This window comes from Halorarius litoreus (assembly GCF_024362405.1).
Classification (GTDB): Archaea; Halobacteriota; Halobacteria; order Halobacteriales; family Haloarculaceae; genus Halorarius; species Halorarius litoreus.
Genome location: NZ_CP101454.1, coordinates 3,965,194 through 3,981,851 on the forward strand (window position 1 = coordinate 3,965,194; position 16,658 = coordinate 3,981,851).

General features: G+C 67.5%; 22 protein-coding genes and 1 other RNA gene. 12 read left to right on the forward strand and 11 right to left on the reverse strand.

All coding sequences use genetic code 11. The annotated features are described in order from the left end of the window. The first annotated feature begins 15 nt into the window (after positions 1–15). A complete protein-coding gene (locus tag NL126_RS20820; RefSeq protein WP_255196803.1) occupies positions 16–435 on the forward strand; it encodes a hypothetical protein in 420 nt (139 codons plus the stop codon). Here NL126_RS20820 and NL126_RS20825 read toward each other — a convergent pair whose 3' ends face one another. Both NL126_RS20825 and NL126_RS20830 read right to left on the reverse strand, forming a co-directional pair. Beyond that, positions 436–1,548 (reverse strand): glycosyltransferase, encoded by a 1,113-nt coding sequence (locus tag NL126_RS20825; protein WP_255196804.1) that lies wholly within the window; start codon positions 1,546–1,548, stop codon positions 436–438. It abuts the gene before it with no gap. 24 nt (positions 1,549–1,572) lie between these two features. Continuing rightward, positions 1,573–2,598, reverse strand: coding sequence for a glycosyltransferase family 4 protein (locus NL126_RS20830; protein ID WP_255196805.1), 1,026 nt, complete (start codon positions 2,596–2,598; stop codon positions 1,573–1,575). A 94-nt stretch (positions 2,599–2,692) separates the two neighbouring features. Between NL126_RS20830 and NL126_RS20835 the strand changes: the two genes are divergently transcribed. The 4 genes from NL126_RS20835 to ffs all read left to right on the forward strand — a co-directional run bounded on the left by NL126_RS20835 (position 2,693) and on the right by ffs (position 4,713). Next, a complete protein-coding gene (locus NL126_RS20835; RefSeq protein WP_255196806.1) occupies positions 2,693–2,968 on the forward strand; it encodes a ribonuclease P protein component 4 in 276 nt (91 codons plus the stop codon). A 32-nt stretch (positions 2,969–3,000) separates the two neighbouring features. Continuing rightward, positions 3,001–3,243 (forward strand): YhbY family RNA-binding protein, encoded by a 243-nt coding sequence (locus NL126_RS20840; RefSeq protein ID WP_255196808.1) that lies wholly within the window; start codon positions 3,001–3,003, stop codon positions 3,241–3,243. Beyond that, complete coding sequence (locus NL126_RS20845; protein WP_255196809.1) at positions 3,243–4,169, forward strand: mechanosensitive ion channel family protein; 927 nt, start codon at positions 3,243–3,245, stop codon at positions 4,167–4,169. The genes NL126_RS20840 and NL126_RS20845 overlap by 1 nt, the downstream gene beginning before the upstream one ends. 230 nt (positions 4,170–4,399) lie before the next feature. Next, positions 4,400–4,713: signal recognition particle sRNA (gene ffs, locus NL126_RS20850), an RNA gene on the forward strand. Between the two features lie 56 nt (positions 4,714–4,769). On the opposite strand, the gene NL126_RS20855 is transcribed toward ffs, so the two are convergent. Both NL126_RS20855 and NL126_RS20860 read right to left on the reverse strand, forming a co-directional pair. Then, positions 4,770–6,245: a family 10 glycosylhydrolase gene (locus tag NL126_RS20855; protein ID WP_255196810.1), complete on the reverse strand. Its 1,476-nt coding sequence runs from the start codon at positions 6,243–6,245 to the stop codon at positions 4,770–4,772. Between the two features lie 110 nt (positions 6,246–6,355). Next, positions 6,356–6,784, reverse strand: a complete 429-nt coding sequence (locus tag NL126_RS20860; RefSeq protein WP_255196811.1) for a DUF7548 family protein — start codon at positions 6,782–6,784, stop codon at positions 6,356–6,358. 78 nt (positions 6,785–6,862) lie between these two features. Between NL126_RS20860 and NL126_RS20865 the strand changes: the two genes are divergently transcribed. From NL126_RS20865 to NL126_RS20875, 3 genes are all read left to right on the forward strand, one after another. Beyond that, positions 6,863–7,144, forward strand: coding sequence for a DUF5798 family protein (locus NL126_RS20865; RefSeq protein ID WP_255196812.1), 282 nt, complete (start codon positions 6,863–6,865; stop codon positions 7,142–7,144). Between the two features lie 40 nt (positions 7,145–7,184). Next, entirely contained in the window at positions 7,185–8,165 is a 981-nt protein-coding gene (locus NL126_RS20870) for a PLP-dependent cysteine synthase family protein (protein WP_255196813.1), read from the forward strand. 122 nt (positions 8,166–8,287) lie between these two features. Then, positions 8,288–8,461, forward strand: coding sequence for a hypothetical protein (locus tag NL126_RS20875; RefSeq protein ID WP_255196814.1), 174 nt, complete (start codon positions 8,288–8,290; stop codon positions 8,459–8,461). Between the two features lie 9 nt (positions 8,462–8,470). On the opposite strand, the gene NL126_RS20880 is transcribed toward NL126_RS20875, so the two are convergent. Both NL126_RS20880 and NL126_RS20885 read right to left on the reverse strand, forming a co-directional pair. Then, a complete protein-coding gene (locus NL126_RS20880; protein ID WP_255196815.1) occupies positions 8,471–9,343 on the reverse strand; it encodes a hypothetical protein in 873 nt (290 codons plus the stop codon). Further along, entirely contained in the window at positions 9,340–9,903 is a 564-nt protein-coding gene (locus NL126_RS20885) for a flavodoxin domain-containing protein (protein WP_255196816.1), read from the reverse strand. The genes NL126_RS20880 and NL126_RS20885 overlap by 4 nt, the downstream gene beginning before the upstream one ends. 125 nt (positions 9,904–10,028) lie before the next feature. Between NL126_RS20885 and NL126_RS20890 the strand changes: the two genes are divergently transcribed. Then, a complete protein-coding gene (locus NL126_RS20890; protein WP_255196817.1) occupies positions 10,029–10,955 on the forward strand; it encodes an alpha/beta fold hydrolase in 927 nt (308 codons plus the stop codon). Positions 10,956–11,247: 292 nt separating this feature from the next. Here the strand turns inward: NL126_RS20890 and NL126_RS20895 are convergent, their stop codons facing one another. Together NL126_RS20895 and NL126_RS20900 are read right to left on the reverse strand one after the other, a co-directional pair. Further along, positions 11,248–11,532, reverse strand: coding sequence for a DUF7111 family protein (locus NL126_RS20895; protein ID WP_255196818.1), 285 nt, complete (start codon positions 11,530–11,532; stop codon positions 11,248–11,250). 52 nt (positions 11,533–11,584) lie between these two features. After that, positions 11,585–11,986 carry a VOC family protein gene (locus NL126_RS20900; RefSeq protein ID WP_255196819.1) on the reverse strand — a complete coding sequence of 134 codons (402 nt, stop codon included), beginning with the start codon at positions 11,984–11,986 and terminating at the stop codon, positions 11,585–11,587. A gap of 127 nt (positions 11,987–12,113) precedes the next feature. Here NL126_RS20900 and NL126_RS20905 point away from each other — a divergent pair, with 127 nt between their 5' ends. Further along, a complete protein-coding gene (locus tag NL126_RS20905; protein WP_255196820.1) occupies positions 12,114–12,386 on the forward strand; it encodes a PadR family transcriptional regulator in 273 nt (90 codons plus the stop codon). Here NL126_RS20905 and NL126_RS20910 read toward each other — a convergent pair. From NL126_RS20910 to NL126_RS20920, 3 genes are all read right to left on the reverse strand, one after another. Next, on the reverse strand, positions 12,379–13,521 hold the full coding sequence (locus NL126_RS20910; protein ID WP_255196821.1) for an acyl-CoA dehydrogenase: 1,143 nt from the start codon (positions 13,519–13,521) through the stop codon (positions 12,379–12,381). The two genes, NL126_RS20905 and NL126_RS20910, sit on opposite strands and share 8 nt — an antisense overlap. A gap of 207 nt (positions 13,522–13,728) precedes the next feature. Continuing rightward, positions 13,729–13,932, reverse strand: coding sequence for a hypothetical protein (locus NL126_RS20915; protein ID WP_255196822.1), 204 nt, complete (start codon positions 13,930–13,932; stop codon positions 13,729–13,731). Positions 13,933–13,998: 66 nt separating this feature from the next. Then, positions 13,999–14,856 carry a 3-hydroxyacyl-CoA dehydrogenase family protein gene (locus NL126_RS20920; RefSeq protein ID WP_255196823.1) on the reverse strand — a complete coding sequence of 286 codons (858 nt, stop codon included), beginning with the start codon at positions 14,854–14,856 and terminating at the stop codon, positions 13,999–14,001. A gap of 120 nt (positions 14,857–14,976) precedes the next feature. Here NL126_RS20920 and NL126_RS20925 point away from each other — a divergent pair, with 120 nt between their 5' ends. Next, positions 14,977–15,771, forward strand: coding sequence for a class I fructose-bisphosphate aldolase (locus NL126_RS20925; protein ID WP_255196824.1), 795 nt, complete (start codon positions 14,977–14,979; stop codon positions 15,769–15,771). After that, a complete protein-coding gene (locus tag NL126_RS20930) occupies positions 15,772–16,614 on the forward strand; it encodes a class 1 fructose-bisphosphatase (RefSeq protein WP_255196825.1) in 843 nt (280 codons plus the stop codon). Positions 16,615–16,658 lie beyond the last annotated feature (44 nt).

Sequence of the window (16,658 nt, forward strand, 5' to 3'; positions counted from 1 at the left end):
CGCTAACCCCGGCGTATGGCAGATGACGAGGAGCGATCCGACGAGGCAGAGGCCGAACCGGAAGCCGAGAGCGAGGGCGAGGAGAAGTCCTTCCGCGAGCGGGTCGAGGAGATCCGCCAGCAGCGCGCCGAGGAGCGCGAGGGCGGCGAGGGCGAGGAACTCTCCCGCGAGGAGAAGATGGAAGAGATGCTCGGCGGCGGCGGCGGTCCCGGTGGCCCCGGTGGGATGGGTGGCGGTGGCAACCCCTTCGCTCAGATGATGGGCGGCATGATGGGCGGTGGGGGCCCCGGCGGCGCACTCGGTGGCTCGCCCGGTGGGGAGCGTGGCGGCTCGTCGAAGGCCGACGAGGAACTCGTCCGTGAGGTCCGGAAGGTCCGCGACGAGCTCCACGACATCCGCCGCGAGCTCGAGCGCATCGGCGACGCGCTGGAGTAGCTACAGGACGGCGTCGTACACGTCCGCGAGCGTGTCGACCGCGTGGTCGAGGCTGATCTGCTCGCGGCGTGCCAGGCAGGTTTCTTCGAGCGTGTCACCGGCGGCGAGCGCCCGCTCGATTCCGTCACGGAAGCCGCCCGTGTCGCCCTCGGGGAAGTGGAACCCCGTCTCGCCGTGGACGACGGTCTCGGCGAGCGCCCCCGCGTTCACGCCGACGACGGGGGTGCCGCAGGCGTTCGCTTCGAGCGCGACGAGTCCCTGCGTCTCGACGGGCGAGGGGAACGCGAACACGTCGAGGACGCTGTAAAACGTCGGGAGCTCCTCGCGGTCGAGGAAGCCGAGGAACCGCACGTCCGCATCGAGGTCGGCCGCGCGGGTTTCGAGTCGGGACCGGGCAGGGCCGTCCCCGCCGAAGACGACGGTCGCATCGAGCTGGGGGGCGACGTCGAGGATGGCATCGAGGTTCTTCTCGAAGCCGTGGCGACCGGTGTAGCCGACGAGCGGGCCGTCCGGGAGGCCGTGCCGCTCGCGGAACGCCGCGAGCTCGTCGTCGGGGACGGGCGCGAAGAAGTCAGTGTCGACGCCGTTGGGGACGACCGCCATCTCCGCGTCGACCCCCAGTTCGCTCAGGTGGTCACACGCCGGCTGTGAGGGGACGACGACCGCGTCCGCCCGGTTCAGGTACCACTTCTCGTAGGCGCCGGCGACCCGCTCGATGACGTCTGCCAGTCGACCATCGGCGATGTAGTCGGCGTACTCGGCCGTGGGCGTGTGATAGGAGGCGACCAGCGGGAGGGCCTCGCTGCCGGCGAGTCGTCGGCCGGCGAGTCCCAGCGAAAACGGGGTGTGAGCGTGGACGACGTCGAGGTCGTCGAGGTCGTCGATACCGTCGGGAATCTGTGGCAGTGCGGCGTAGAACCCCTCGTAGAACGGGAAAGTGAGGCTCCGGACGGGATGTTCACGGGGGCCGGGCACGTGGTCGGCGTCGGGGTAGACGACGTGCATCCGACCGCCACGGTCGGCCCAGGTGTCGCGCCACGACTGGACGGTGTACGTGACGCCGTTGACCGTCGGCAGGTAGGTGTCGGTGAACGCGGCGACGGCCGGGAGCATGGCTCGGCGTTCGCAGGTCCGTGGTTAATGGGTTGCGTTCTCGCTCGTGAGCCGCTCGTAGAGGTCGACGAGCTGGTCGCCGACGGCGTCGAGCGTGAACTGCTCGCTCACCTCGCGAGCGTTCGCCCCGATGCGTGCGCGCTCGTCGGGGTCGTCGAGCACACGGCGGAGCGCGGTCTCGAACTCACGCACCGAATCGCCCTTCAGACACGTCTCGCCGTCCGCGAGCCAGTCGTAGGTGTCGATGCCGCGGACGACGGGCGGGATGCCACACGACATCGCTTCGAGGAGGGCCATCCCCTCGTTCTCGTTGTGCGTCGGGAAGTAGAACACGTCACCGGCGGCGAACGCCCCGGCGATGTCCTCGACGAACCCCGTGAACGTGCAGTTGTCGGGCGACGACTCGACGAGCCGTTTGGTGTCCGAGCTCTGGAGGAACTGCCCGAAGAATCCCCCCGTGGGATTGAGAAAGCCGAACCAGACGAACTCGGTGTCGGGCATCGCTCGTGCCGTCTCGATGAACGTCTCCAGCCCCTTCCGTTTCAGGACGTGCGCGACGGTGAACACCACGGGAGGGTCGAGGTCGTACCGGTCGAGGTACTCCTGTCTGAGGTCGGGGTCGTCGTAGCCCGCGAGCTTCGCGTCGTCGAACCCGTTCGAGATGACGGTCGTGGGGACGTCGGTGTAGTCGTCGATGACCTCGCGGGTGTGTTCGGAGGGACAGACGAGGTGGTCGGCCAGCCCGTAGGCGCGTTCGAGGTACGGACGCATCGGCTTCGAGAGCGTGTTCGAGAACGCGAAGCTGTTCTCGAAGTCGGCGGCCGTCTGGTGGGTGTGGGCGACGACGGGCACCCCCAGCCGCTGGGCGCGCCAGGCGTAGTAGGTGGAGCGTGGCCCCATGTTGTTGAGGTGCAGCAGGTCGGCCGAGAGGTCCGGCTCGGTGGTGAACGCGATGTCGTTGGCATCGAGGACGGTCCGCTGGTTCTGCACGGACTGCGCCTGCCCGCCGGTGATGAACCGCTCCCACTCGAAGTAGTGGCTGACCCGCATCTGGTTGGTCGTGGTCCGGGTGGTCGTCAGTTGAAGCTGCCGACTCGCCACAGCAGACGGTGGAGTTATCCCGGCACGCCGACTTCGACGAGCCGTGAGCATCGCGGAGGAGCGAATCGACCGGTTACACGACCTCGCGCGGACCGCGGCGAGCGAGGGGAACGACGATCTCGCGCGGTCGTACGTCCGCCGTGCCCGTCGCGTCGCCGAGCGCAACCGGCTGCGGCTCCCCGTCCGCTTCAAGCGGTTCACCTGTGACGCCTGTGACGCCTACCTGATCCCCGGCCGGAACGCGCGAGTCCGGACCCGCGAGGGGCACGTCGTCGTCACCTGTGACTGCGGCACACACGCCCGCTACCCGTATCGGTAACTTTCAAACCCGGTGAGTTCGAACTCGGTCCTATGAGCCAGGAGTTACGGGAGCGGGCCCACGACGTCGACGCGACGCTTCGCGTCGGGAAGTCGGGACTCGACCCGGTCGTCGACGAGTTGAAGAGCCAGTTGCAGGACCGCGAGCTGGTGAAAGTGAAGTTCCTCCGGTCGGCCCGCGGCGGCACGACCACCGAAGACCTCGCCGCTGACCTTGCGGAGCGCGCGAGTGCCGAACTCATCGATACACGCGGGCACACCGCGGTGTTCCATTGATGCAGGGCCTCATCCCGCTACAGGCTGGTGACGCGACTGGCTTCGTCGAGAGCTTTCTCGACCAGTTGCTCGGCGGGACGGCGCTCGCAGGGCTGGCCGAGCCGCTGGCGAAGGCGGTCGTCTTCATCGTCGTCTTCGTCCTCGTCTACCTCGTCGGCCGGGCGATACTCCGCCCGCTGACGGACCGCGCGCTCGACAAGCGCGGGCTCGACGCCCACGCGAAGCGACCACTGAAGCGGCTCGTCAGTATCGTCGTCGTGTTCGTCGCCATCGCCATCGCCTTCGGGCTGGCTGGCTTCGGTAACTTCCTGCAGTCGCTCGCGACCGTCGCGGCCGCCGCGACGCTCGCCATCGGCTTCGCGATGCAGGACGTCATCAAGAACTTCGTCGCGGGCGTGTTCATCTACACCGACAAGCCGTTCCGCATCGGTGACTGGATCGAGTGGGACGGCAACGCGGGCATCGTCGAGGACATCTCGCTGCGCGTCTCCCGCGTTCGGACGTTCGACAACGAGCTGCTGACCGTGCCGAACGCGACGCTGACCGACGACGTCATCAAGAACCCCGTCGCGAAGGACAAGCTCCGGCTGAAGTTCGTCTTCGGTATCGGCTACGACGACGACATCGAGCAGGCGACCGACATCATCATCGAGGAGGCGAACGCACACGACGACATCCTCGCTGACCCCGAGCCGTCGGTCCGGCTCACGGAGCTCGCCGACTCGTACGTCGGGCTCCAGTCGCGCATCTGGATCGCCAACCCCTCGCGCGCCGACTTCGTCCGCACCCGTGCAGAGTACGTGACGAACGTGAAACAGCGGTTCGACGAGGAGGGCATCGACATTCCGTACCCGCAGCGCGAACTCGGGGGCAACATCGAACTCGCCGGCCCGATGGCGAAGTCCGAAGCACTCGGCGACGACTAAGTGGTCGCCGTAGTGACAACCGGTGACGACTGAGTGGTCGCCGCAGTGGCAACCGGTGACGACTGAGTGGTCGCCGTAATGGCACTCGGCGACGGCGGCTGACGGCTTCTCGCTGACGAATCGCGCTTCTCGCTGCTGTTTTGCACCGCTCGTCGCTCACCATCCGGTAGCCGTCGGTTCCTTTCGGACGGCCAACCCGAAAGGCCCTTAAGTCACACCGCGGTAACTCGGAGTGGACTAGGTCGGGCGGTTAGGCCCCGCTCGTCACCCGCGCTATGGTCTTTAGCGGGGACCGAACCCCGGGCGCGTCTGGCCCGCCCAGTCCGGGCCCCGGGAGCCAACGTAGAAGCCTCGTCCCACGAGGGCAGCGGTCCACGTACCAGCCTCTGCAGGGAGGCTGTGGCGTGGTTAACTGTGGGCACTCCGCCAGGCACGGAAGTGAGCAGCGGACCCATAGACACCTGTCGCCCGTGGGGTCGCGGGGTGGAGGAGGCAACCGGGATTCCCCGTTCTGGAACGGCCAGGCAAGCGCGGCTGTCCACTCATTCATCGCGACTTCACACAGACAGCGACAGCACCGTCACCAAAGCAGGAAGCCGTTCAGATTCCGAGCGACTCGAACGTCTCCTCGATGAGCGGCGGGCCCGTGTACGCTCCGGGGACGTCCGCCGCCCGCCAGTGGCTCGTGAACGCGAACGGGTCCTGTTCCTCGAGTTCCTCGCGGGTCAGGTCGCCGCGCGACTGGTCCGACTCCTCCTCGTCGTGCCAGTGCGGACTCGTCGACCGGGTGTACGGCTGGCCGCGGAGTCCGACGGTCATGTCCGCAGACAGCGCGTGCCCGGAGAACAGCCCGGCGCCGGCCTCCGCGGTGCCGGCGTGGCCGTCGCTCGCTCGCCCAGTTTCGATCTGCTCGAGCACCGTCGAGACGTCGTTCGAGCCGCCGCCCCACTCGAGGCCCGCGATGGGAGCGATGGTGGCATCCTCGCCGAGCCACTCCATCGCGTACTGGACGGCGTGTTCGAAGTAGTCGGTGTCGTCGGTGTACACCTGCGGGAAGAAGTACGGCACCCAGCCCTCGTGTGACCACTGCGCCCAGTTGCGACCACGGACGCGGTCCCACTCCCACGCCCAGCTCCCGTTGAACGAGAGCACCTCGTCGTCCATCCGGTCGGTCCACCAGCCGTGGAGGCGTTCGACGAACTCGTCGGTGCCGTGACAGCGCGTGTGGACCGCCCGCTCGTCGTCGTAGTACGGCTTCGTCGCGTAGTAGGTGTGGTCGATGAGGTTCGCCGGGTCGTCGTCGAAGATGCTGCCGTACCGCTCTTGACAGCGGTGACAGACACAGCGGTCGACCGCGAGGTAGCCCGGCTCCTCGATGTGGAGGCCGTCGAGGCCGGGATACTGGTCGAACACCCGACCGAGAACGTGGAGCGTCCAGTCGTGGCAGTCGATTTCGTTGACGCAGACGGCCTCGCCGCCGACCATCGAGTGCGAGGGGTCGCGGTAGCCGTTCTCCCACTCCTCCAGTCGAATCGACGCCCAGTCCGGGTCGCCCGTCGGCAGCACCTCCAGGTCCGGGTTGTACTCCGGAATCCGCAGCGCCGACCGCTTGTACCGGGTGAATGAGTACCAGAGGTGGACCTCGATGTCTCGTGTGTGTGCCTCGCTGACGAGTTCGCCGAGCGGGTCCCACTGGTGGTCGGGGTTCCAGAAGTCGTAGTAGTCCGACTCGGCGTACGCGGGTTCCCCGAGGAGCGACGCCACGCCGTCGCTCTCGATCCACGCGAACACCGTGTTGAGCCCGGACTCCTCGGCGCGGTCGAGCCACTCGCGCATCTTCTGTCGGCCCGTGGGTACCTCGGCGGTGTCCCAGTACCAGAGCGGCATCATGTAGACCCCCCTGACCTCCGGCTCTACGGCCGACAGCGTGTCGTCGACCGGGTCCGTGGGGTCCGTGTCATCCACCGCAGCCCCGACGCCCGAGAACGCCGTCGACCCGAGGAGTGCGGAACCGCCCTGTAACAGCCTGCGTCGTGATACGTCTCGCCACTCGTCGTGACCATCGCGTCCCTCCATCCTGTCTGAACGATAATGGGAAATACACCCCTAAGTGCGTTTTTCGCGGGGAGCGTATAGCTCGAGCCGACATATCAGAGGTCAAATGAGTATGCCCCGACGAAGCCGACTCAGATGAGCCGCAGCGTCCGCGCGTACCAGGCCGCGCTCACGGGCACGAGGAGGGCGACGACCGCCAGCAGCCACCGGTGGAGTTCCATGAGCGTCGCCGCGAGCCCATCGAGCGAGCCGAGCTGGAGCGGGACGCTCGCGGGCACCGTCACGGCCCACAGCGCCGAGATGAGGAAGATGAACAGCCCGAAGACGAGCCCCGCGCCCGCGACGAGCGAGGGGTCGGAGCGCTCCTCGCGGCCGGCGGCGAAGACGATGACGCCGACGAGCGCGAACAGCCCCCCGGCGAGCGGCGTGATGGCACCGGCGCCGTAGTACGCGCCGACGGCAGAGGACTCGGCGACGAGGAGATAGGGGATCGTGAGCACCAGCAACACGAGGAGACAGCCGACGATACCGACGGTGGGCGCGGCCTTCACGTCGTCCATACACCGAGGTGCGAACGGACCACCCTTAAATGCTGACGAGAGGGAAAGCGTCACGGGCGTTCGCCCGATAGGACAGGTATGGTTGGACTCGGAGACACGGCGAAGAAGATCCAGACCGTCGCGGACAAAGCCGAGAAGACGTACAAGCGGCTCGAAGAGCTTCGCGAGCAGGTGAACCAGACGCGCGACACCGTCAACGACACCAACGAACGGGTCGCGCAACTGGAGACCGAGATGGCCGAACAGCGCGCCCTCATCGAGGCGCTCGCCACCGAGTTGGGTGTCGACGTCGACAGCGTACTGGCGACAGCGGCCATCGAGGAGGCCGAACCCGATATCCAGGTACGAGACCGGAACTGAGCCCGGTTCACTTTTGGTGGACGGAAACTTTTGCCCCGGCATGACCACCCATCGGGAGCCGCTCGACTCCGTACTCGACACCATCGGTGAGACGCCGCTGGTCCGCGTGCATGCCGCACCCGAGTCGGTCCCCGTCTACGCGAAACTCGAGTCGTTCAATCCGGGCGCCTCGGTCAAGGACCGCATCGGGAAGTACATGCTCGAACGGATGCTGGAGCGCGGGGACGTCAGCGAGGGCGGGACGGTCATCGAACCCACCGCGGGCAACACCGGCATCGGCATCGCCGTCGCGGCCCGGCAACTGGGTCTGCAGGCGGTGTTCGTCGTCCCCGAGCGGTTCTCGAAGGAGAAACAGCAGTTGATGCGCGCGCTCGGCGCGGAGGTCATCAACACCCCCACCGACGACGGGATGGGTGGCGCCATCGAGCGCGCACACGAGCTCGCCGCCGAACTCGACGACGCGGTTGTCCCCCAGCAGTTCGCCAACCCGCTCAACAGCGAGGCGCACTACGCGACCACCGCCCCCGAGATATACGAGGCGCTCGACGGCGAGGTGGGAGCCATCGTCGCCGGGTGTGGCACCGCGGGAACGCTGATGGGGATGGCCCGGTACGGCCGCGAACAGCACCCCGACACCTACGTCTGTGCGGTCGAGCCCGAGGGGTCGATGTACGCGGCGTTCGCCGGCGAGTCGCCCGAGGAAGCCGACTACAAGACGGAGGGGATCGGCACACACAACCCGGCGACGAACGAGCTGTTCGATCCAGAGCTGGTCGACGAGATTCGGGCCGTCGCCGACCGCGATGCGCACGACGAACTGAAGCGCCTCGCGCGCGAGGAGGGCCATCTCGTCGCCTCCTCCGCCGGCGCGGCCGCCGTCGCATCGCTCGACGTGGCCGAGCGCGCCGCGCGCGGCGACCTCGATCTCCCCCACGACTCGGTCGTCACGGTGTTCCCCGACTCCGCCGAGCGGTATCTCTCGAAGGGCATCTATCGGTCGTTCGAGCAGTGGGAGGGGTAGAAAGCGAGCAGGCGGAGCGACGGTAAGCCGGGATTCACCGCGAGTACGCCCGGCGAAACGCCCATCTCCGCGCAGTACGCCGGCTATAACTATTCGCTCGGTGGTCGTAGCCCGCGAGCGTCATGGGACTGTTGAGCGGACTCAGGTCGATGCTCGGCTCGGAGAACCGAACGTTCCACTACCGGTGTCTGGCGTGTGACACCGCGTTCGAATCGCCCAACCCGGTGATGGCGGAGGTAACGTGCCCGGAGTGCCGGGCGACGCGGATCCGGAGCATCGCCGCCCCCGAGGCGTAAGCCCAGCGGCTACGGACGGGGCGTCGCCCGCTCGTCGACGGTGTCGCGCGAGCCGGTCGACTCCCTGTCGGTCGGGCCGAGCGCCCGCAGGAACCCACCGACGGCGAGGAGTCCGAGCACGCTCAGGAGCCCGAAGACGACGAGCATCGGGAGGGGGACGGGCTCGCCCGCCCGGAGCATGAACCCCGCCATCGAGAGGATGGCGAGCCCGAGCGTCGCCCCTTTCACGAGGAGGATGCCGGTCAGGACGTACCCCCACGGTCGGCGCCGGGCGAGCAGATACGCGGCGAGGAGGAACCCGGGCAGTACGACGCCTAAATCGAGAACGTGGACCACGTTCGTCGGGAGACCCGTCCCTGCGATGCTCGTCGGGACCGTGTTCGACAGCGTCGCGGTGAGGAGCTCCGAGAGCCACAGCGCCGCGACGAGCACGGCGACGAGCACCTGGTAGCCGACGTACGGTCGGACCGACCGGTCGCCGAACGCCCGCTTCAGGGCCGCGGGGTCGAGGTGGAGCAGCCCGCCGACGAGCGTGGCGAGCGACAGCCCGAACACGGCGACGTACACGAGGAACAGCGCGTTGAACCGCGCGATGACCGCATAGGTCGCGTACGTGTACAGCAGGTAGCCGACCGTGCCGAGCCAGACGACGTAGCCCCGACGAGAGCCACGGCTCGCGTACCAGAGCCCGACGGCGAGTGCGGGCACCGCGACGGCGAGCGTCAGGAGGTCCTGGCCGTACGACTGCGGGAGCAGGACCGCCGGGTCCCGGCGGTAGAACCCCTCGACGAAGAGGCCGACGCCGCTGGCGAGCGCCGCCAGCACCAGCGCCGCGACCGAAGTGAGCTGGAACCGCAGGGGGACCGCACTCGAGGCGGTCACGGCGTGGCCTCCGTCGGTTCGCTGGTCTCGACGATCGCCGCGAAGTCGTCGGTGAACGCCGTGACGGCGTCCCAGTCGGTGTACTCGTAGTCGCGGGAGGCGTCGGTGTCACCCGTGAAGTCCGCGGCGATGCGCTTCATGAGCCGGCGCTTCAGGAAGCCGTACTGCGAGTAGCGGAACGCCCCGCCGAAGATGCCGACGATGTCAGGCTCCCAGCCGGTCGCCTCACGGAACTCCGCGACGTACTGTCGGGCTTCGGCCTGTCGCTCGGGGTCTTCGGACGCGGCGGAGAGGCTCACCTCGAAGAAGCCGTTCGGCATCGCGTCGAGGGCGTCCCGGTGCGTGCGCGCGAACTTGACCATCGAGTCCTGTGCCTTCCCGAGGTGGATGGAGGCACCGAGGAGGACGGCGTCGTAGTCGGCGAGGTCGACCCCACGGAGGTCGGCGACGTTGTTCGCGGTCACCTCGTGGCCGGCGTCTCGGAGTCGCTCGGTGATTCGGTCGGCGACCGTCGCCGTCTGTCCCTCTCCCGTGGCGTAGACGAGCAGGATTGCTGCCATGGTGTTCACCAGCTACCTCTTGGCTGGCTGTGGCGATAAGGCGCTACCGTGTGTCTCAGCCAGTGAGAGTCGGCGGGGACACCGTCGGGGGACCACTTTTTGCCCTGTCCGTGCGTAGCCCGTCCATGAGACTCCGCAACCTGCTGCTGGGTGCGGCCGGCACCGCCGGTGGTGTCGCACTCGCCAACCGTCTCCTCCGTGCGCCGCCCGCGGACCCACCGCTCGGTCGCGAGCAGTCGACGTATCGCTGGCGGGGGTTCGACGTGGCGTACACCGACGCCGGCGACCCGGACGACCCCGACATCCTGCTCCTCCACGGGGTCAACGCCGCCGGCTCCTCACACGAGTTCGTGAACGTCGTCGGAGACCTCGCCGACGAGTACCACGTCATCGCCCCGGACCTGCCGGGATTCGGGGGCTCCGACCGCCCATCCCTGCTCTACTCGGGGTCGCTGTACGTCGCGTTCGTCCGTGAGTTCCTGCGCGACATCGTCGACGAGGAGCCGACCATCGTCGCCTCCTCGCTCTCGGCGTCGTACGCAGCGGTCGCCGCCGAACAGGAACCCGTCGGCGAGCTCGTGTTGGTCTGTCCGACCGCGACCGCCATCCCCGGCCGGCGGGTGTGGCTCCGCTCGCTCCTGCGGTCGCCGGTCGTCGGGGAGGGACTGTTCAACCTCGTCGTCTCGAAACCGTCCATCCGGAAGAACCTCGCGGACCACGGGTTTGCCGACCCCGACAACGTCTCCGACGAGTGGATCGCGTACGACTGGGAGACGGCCCACCAGCCCGGCTCGCGCTACGCGCCGGCGTCGTTCGTGAGCGGGTTCCTCAACCTCGACGTGGACCTCGTGGCGGTCCTCGCCGACGTCGACGTCCCTACGACGATTATTTGGGGGAGCGAGGCCCGGATGCCCGACCCCGGCACGGGCCGCGACCTCGCAGACGAGATCGGCGCCGCGTTTCACGTCATCGAGGGCGCGGACCTTCTGCCGCACGCGGAACGCCCCGAGGCGTTTCTGGAGGCACTGGAGGCGAAGACGATACCGACGTAGTGTTCAAATATTGTACGAGCAGCCGCGCGACCCTAGGGAGCGCGGTTCCCGACGAGTGAACGTAGTGAACGAGTCGTACCGCTCGCGGACTAACGCCAGCCGAGCGAAGCGAGGCTGGCAGCAGGAGCAAGCGGTATTTTTCCCCACGAGAAGACGTTCCTGCTCGGTCGCTTCACTCCCTGCGCGGGGCTGCGACTTCCCTGTTCTCGTTCGGCCTTCGGCCTCACGAGAACAAGGTTTTGCCGGGGGGTCGAGGGCCGTAGGCCCGAGACCCCTCGCGCAAAAAGTGGGTTTACATCCCCATGTCCGCAGCCGGCTCGGGCACCGGCAGGTCGTGAGGGGCGACGCCGAGCAGTTCGGCGGCGTGGTCGAGCGCCATGTCGAACCCGTAGTAGCGTTCGAGTTCGTCGCCATCCGCGGTGGGCCGAACCTTGAGCATCGCGTAGCCGTCGATGTTCTGGGCGATGGCCGCGGTGTGGCCGTCGCGGTCGAAGGTGAGAACGCGCTCCGCATCCGTCTCGACGTAGCGGGCGGTGATGCCGTTCGCCTCGGCAGTGGCGGCGGACTGCTCGGTCATGTCCCCGGATAGGGACGGCGGCCTGTCTTATCTGTCGGTTCCGGCGGCGCGGTCAGTCCTGGTCCGCCGCCAGCAGGTCGGCCATCGCAGCCTCGTCCATCTCCGTCGGTTCGAGGAGGTCGAACGTGTTGCCGTCGGGGTCCTCGAACACGCACTCGGTGCCCCACGGCATCTCCGTGGGCTCGCCGTGGAACGTCACACCCGCCTCGGTCAGGCCGTCGTAGTCGGCGTGGACGTCGTCGCTGGCGAGGACGAAGGTCCCCTCACCGCCGCCGTCGCCTTGCTGGAGGACCAACTGGAGGAACTCGCGGTCGGGGAGGCCGACGGTGAGCCAGCGACCCGACTCCATCGGCACGTCGTCGCGGACCTCGAATCCGAGCGTCTCGGTGTAGAACGTGCGGGCGGCATCTTGATCAGCGACGAGCACGGGGGCGTGTGTGATGTCGGTCAACATCGCGAGTGAGGAGAGGCTGTGAGCGGGGAAATAGTCGAGCCGAGCGCCCGGAGCGAAAGTGAACCTCGCGGGTGGTGGTTCACCCCGAACCACACCGCATTTGACCCGTCCCTGCCTCCCGGTGGTCATGACCGAGTGGCTCGCCAGCGGGATGCGCCGCGACATCTGTGTCCTGCTGTACGGCGAGGAGCGCAGCACACAGAAACTGAAATCCGCGCTTCAGGACCGCTACGACCGCCGCATCCGGCCGAAGCAGTTCCGGGGCGCGCTGCGGGCGCTCGAAGACGACGGCTACGTCGAGAAGCGCGTCGACGGACTCGCGGACGTGTTCTCGCTGACCGAGGCCGGCGAGCGCGGCGTCGAGCGGCAGTACGAGTGGCTGACGGAGCGAGTCAGTTGAGCAGGTTCTGCGCGATGGTGTTGCGGAGTACCTCGCTCGTGCCCTCGTAGATCTCGTTGAGCTTCGCGTCGCGGTAGAACCGCTCTGCGGGGAAGTCCTTGGTGTAGCCGTAGCCGCCGTGGATCTGGATGCCCTCGTTGGCGACCTCACGCGAGATCTCCGAGGCGTAAAGCTTGGCCTGCGCGGCCTCCTTGATGAAGTTCTCGCCGCGGATCTTCTTGTCTGCGGCGTCGTGCATCAGCAGGCGCGCCGCGCGCGTCTTCGTGTCCATGTCGGCCAGCTTGTGCTGGATGGCCTGGAAGTCGGAGATGGGCTGGTCGAACTGTTCGCGGTCCTGTGAGTACTCGAGTGCGGCGTCGAGCGCGGCCTGTGCGATGCCGACCGAGCGCGCAGCAATCGTGATGCGGCCACCGTTGAGCGTCTTCAGCGCGTGGACGAAGCCGCGACCCTCCTCGCCCAGTCGGCGGTCCTCGGGAATCCAGAGGTCGTCGAAGCGGAGTTCGGCAGTGGGACAGCCCTTGTCGCCGAGTTTGTCCTCCGTCCCCTCGACGATGAAGCCGTCGTCCTCCTCGGGCCGCACGATGAACGAGGAGATGCCCTTGTTGCCGGCGTCGGGGTCGGTCTTCGCGAACAGCGTGACAGTGTTCGCGACCGAGCCGTTCGAAATCCAGAGCTTGTTGCCGTTGATGAGATAGCCGTCGCCGTCCTTCTCGGCCGTGGTACCCATCGCGGGGACGTCCGAGCCGGCCTGTGGCTCCGAGAGCGCGAACGCGCCGATGTCCTCACCCTCCGCGAGCGGCGTCAGGTACTCCTCCTTCTGCGCCTCGTTCCCGAACTCGTAGACCATGTTGCCGGCGAGCGAGATGTGCGCGGCGACGATGGTGCCGAGCCCACCCGACCCACGCGAGATCTCTTCGAGGGCGATGGGGTACGAGTGATAGTCGAGCCCCGCGCCACCGTACTCCTCGGGGAACGGCATGCCCATGAGGCCGAGGTCGGCGAGCTCCTCGACGATGTCCCACGGGAACTCGTCGTCGTGGTCGATGTCGGACGCGACGGGGACGACCTCCTCGTCGACGAAGTCCGCGACCATGTCCTTGATCTGCTTCTGCTCGGGCGTGAGGCTCAGGTCCATGCGTGAGCGTTCGACTCTCGCCACTTGGCTGTTTCGAGCGACCGGGGCGCCGGTCCGAGCAGGAGACGACCCACCCTGACAGGAGCCATAAAGCACATACCGAAGCCGTCCACACCCGCAAGTAGCGGCGGACACGGGTAGGGGTACACGTCGTCCGCCCGGTTATTCACGTCGTGAGCGGCGGCACCACCGACCGACCCGGCGCGCCTATCGCAGGAACTGGTAGAGTCGTATCGCCAGCTCGACGACGATGCCGAGCCCGGTGTACCGATAGCCGAGCGCCGCCGCCCCGAGGAGTGCGGCCGCCACCGTCCAGCTCCCCTTCCGGGCGGCGTTCAGCGCCTCCAGTAGTAGCACGCCGACACTCAGGTTGCGAAGCGTGGTCGAGCCGCTCGTCGCTGGTGTCGTCACGTGCGAGTCGTCGGTCTCGCGACGGAAAAAGCCCGATTGTGGCTCGCAGACCGACTACTGTCCGGTTCAGTACTCGTAGAACCCCGTGCCCGTCTTCTTGCCGAGGTCGCCCGCGTCGACCTTCCGCTTGAGCAGGTAGGCGGGCTTGTAGCGGTCGCCCAGTTCCTCGTGGAGCGTCTGGCTGGCGTCGAGGACGATGTCGAGGCCGATGTGGTCCGCGAGCGTGAGCGGTCCCATCGGGACGTTCGTACCGAGCGTCATCCCGCGGTCGATGTCCTCCTTCGAGGCTACGCCCTCGTCGAACGCGCGGACGCCCTCGTTGATCCACGGCATCAGAATGCGGTTGGTGACGAACCCCGGCTTGTCGTCGGACTCCCACGTCTCCTTGCCGAGCTCCTCGGCGAACTCGTGAGCCAGTTCGACGACGGCGGGGTCGGTCTTCTCGCCGACGACGAGTTCGACACCCTTCATCAGCGGCACCGGGTTCATGAAGTGGAGCCCCACGACGAGCTCCGGGCGCTCGGTGGCGGAGGCGATGGTCGTGATGGAGAGCGTCGAGGTGTTGGTGGCGAGGACGACGTCGTCGTCCACCGTCTCGTCGAGGTCGGCGAAGATGTCTTGTTTGACGGCCATGTTCTCGACGGCGGCCTCGACGACGAGGTCACAGTCCGCGAGGTCGGCGAGGTCCGTCGTCCCCGTGATGCGGTCGAGCGTCGCCTGTTTCTCCTCGTCGCTCAGTTTCTCCTTGTTGACGAACCGCGAGAGCGAGTCGTCGATGGCGTCGAGCCCGTTCTGGACGAACGCCTGTTCGATGTCGCGCATCACCACCTCGTAGCCGGCGTGCGCCGTGACCTGTGCGATGCCGTTGCCCATCGTGCCGGCGCCGACGACGCCGACGGTCCGAACTTCGTCGAGTCCACGCATACCCGGGGGTCGACGGCCGGGTGGTAAAGACTGCCGGAACCCCTGTCGAGAGTCACAACCCACAGGCGAGTAAATCGTCCCATCAGTAGCTTCTTAGCCTCCGTTCCACGATACTGCCGTATGCGTCCCTTCGACGACACTCCGCTCAGTCGCGACGGCAAGGTACTCATCCTCGCGTACGACCACGGGCTCGAACACGGGCCGGTCGACTTCGACGGTCTGCCCGGGAGCGAGGACCCCGAACGCACCTTCGAGGCGGCCACGCACCCGGCAGTGACCTCCATCGCGGTCCAGAAAGGACTCGCGGAGGCGTACTACCCCTCCTACGAGGACGACGTCGACCTGCTGATGAAGCTCAACGGCACGTCGAACCTCTGGATGGGTGAGCCCGATTCGGCCGTGAACTGCTCGGTCGACTACGCGAAGGAGGTCGGTGCCTCCTCCGTCGGCTTCACCGTCTACGGCGGCTCGAACCACGAGATCGAGATGGTCGAGGAGTTCCGCGACGCCCACGAGCAGGCCCGGCAGTACGACATGCCGGTCGTCATGTGGTCGTACCCGCGTGGACAGGGACTCAAGAACGACACCAGCCCGTCGACCATCGCCTACGCGTCCCGACTCGCGCACGAACTCGGCGCGGACGTGGCGAAGGTGAAGTATCCGGGCTCGCGCGAGGCGATGGAGCACACCGTCGACGTGGCGGGCAAGACGAAGGTCGTCATGTCCGGCGGCTCGAAGACCACGGACGAGGAGTTCCTCCAGTCAGTGAAGTCGGTGATCGACGCCGGCGGAGCCGGGCTCGCCGTCGGTCGGAACGTCTGGCAGCGCGAGGACCCCACCCGGATTCTCGACGCGCTCGAACAGGTCATCTTCGAGGAGGCGACCGTCGACGCCGCCCTCGAGTACGCCGAGTAGATGGTCGAACGCGTCCTCGAGGCCGTCGCTGCGGTCGCCCCGGAGGTCCGTGCGGGCCTCCCCGGCCGCCGCGTCTACGACGCCGACGAGAACCCCTCGGGCGAGAAGCAGCTCGCAGCGGACGTCTACGCCGACCAGCTGTTCGAGGAGCGACTCCTCGCGCTCAACGCGGTCGGGAGCTACGCCAGCGAAGAGCGTGAGAGCGTCATCGAAGCCGACGAGGGCGACACGTACCACCTCGCGGTCGACCCGCTCGACGGCTCCTCGAACCTGAAGTCGAACAACGCGATGGGGACCATCGTCGCCGTCTACGACGAACCCCTGCCCGCGCGCGGCGAACACCTCGTCGCCTCGGCGTTCGTCCTCTACGGTCCCATCACGACGATGACGGTCGCCCACGACGGCACCGTGACCGAGTACGTCGTCGACGAGTCGGGCGACCGCACCGTCGTCGACGACGACGTGACGCTCCCCGACGACCCGGTCGTCTACGGCTTCGGTGGCCGGGTCCCGGACTGGCTCGACGACTTCGAGGCCTACGCGCGAGAGATCGAGCAGGAGCTCAAACTGCGATACGGCGGCGCGATGATCGCCGACGTGAACCAGGTGCTCGAGTACGGTGGCGTGTTCGCGTACCCCGCGCTCGACTCCGCGCCGAACGGGAAGCTTCGCCTCCAGTTCGAAGGGAACCCGATCGGCCACATCGTCGAAACCGCAGGCGGCGCCTCCTCCGACGGCGCGCGGTCGCTGCTCGATGTGGAGCCGACAGAACTCCACCAGCGCGTCCCGGTCCACATCGGCAACACGTCGCTCGTCGAGCGGCTGGAGGACGCGCTGGAGTGAACGCCCCCCGCTGAGAGGGAAACCGATTTTAGCACGCTACCCGG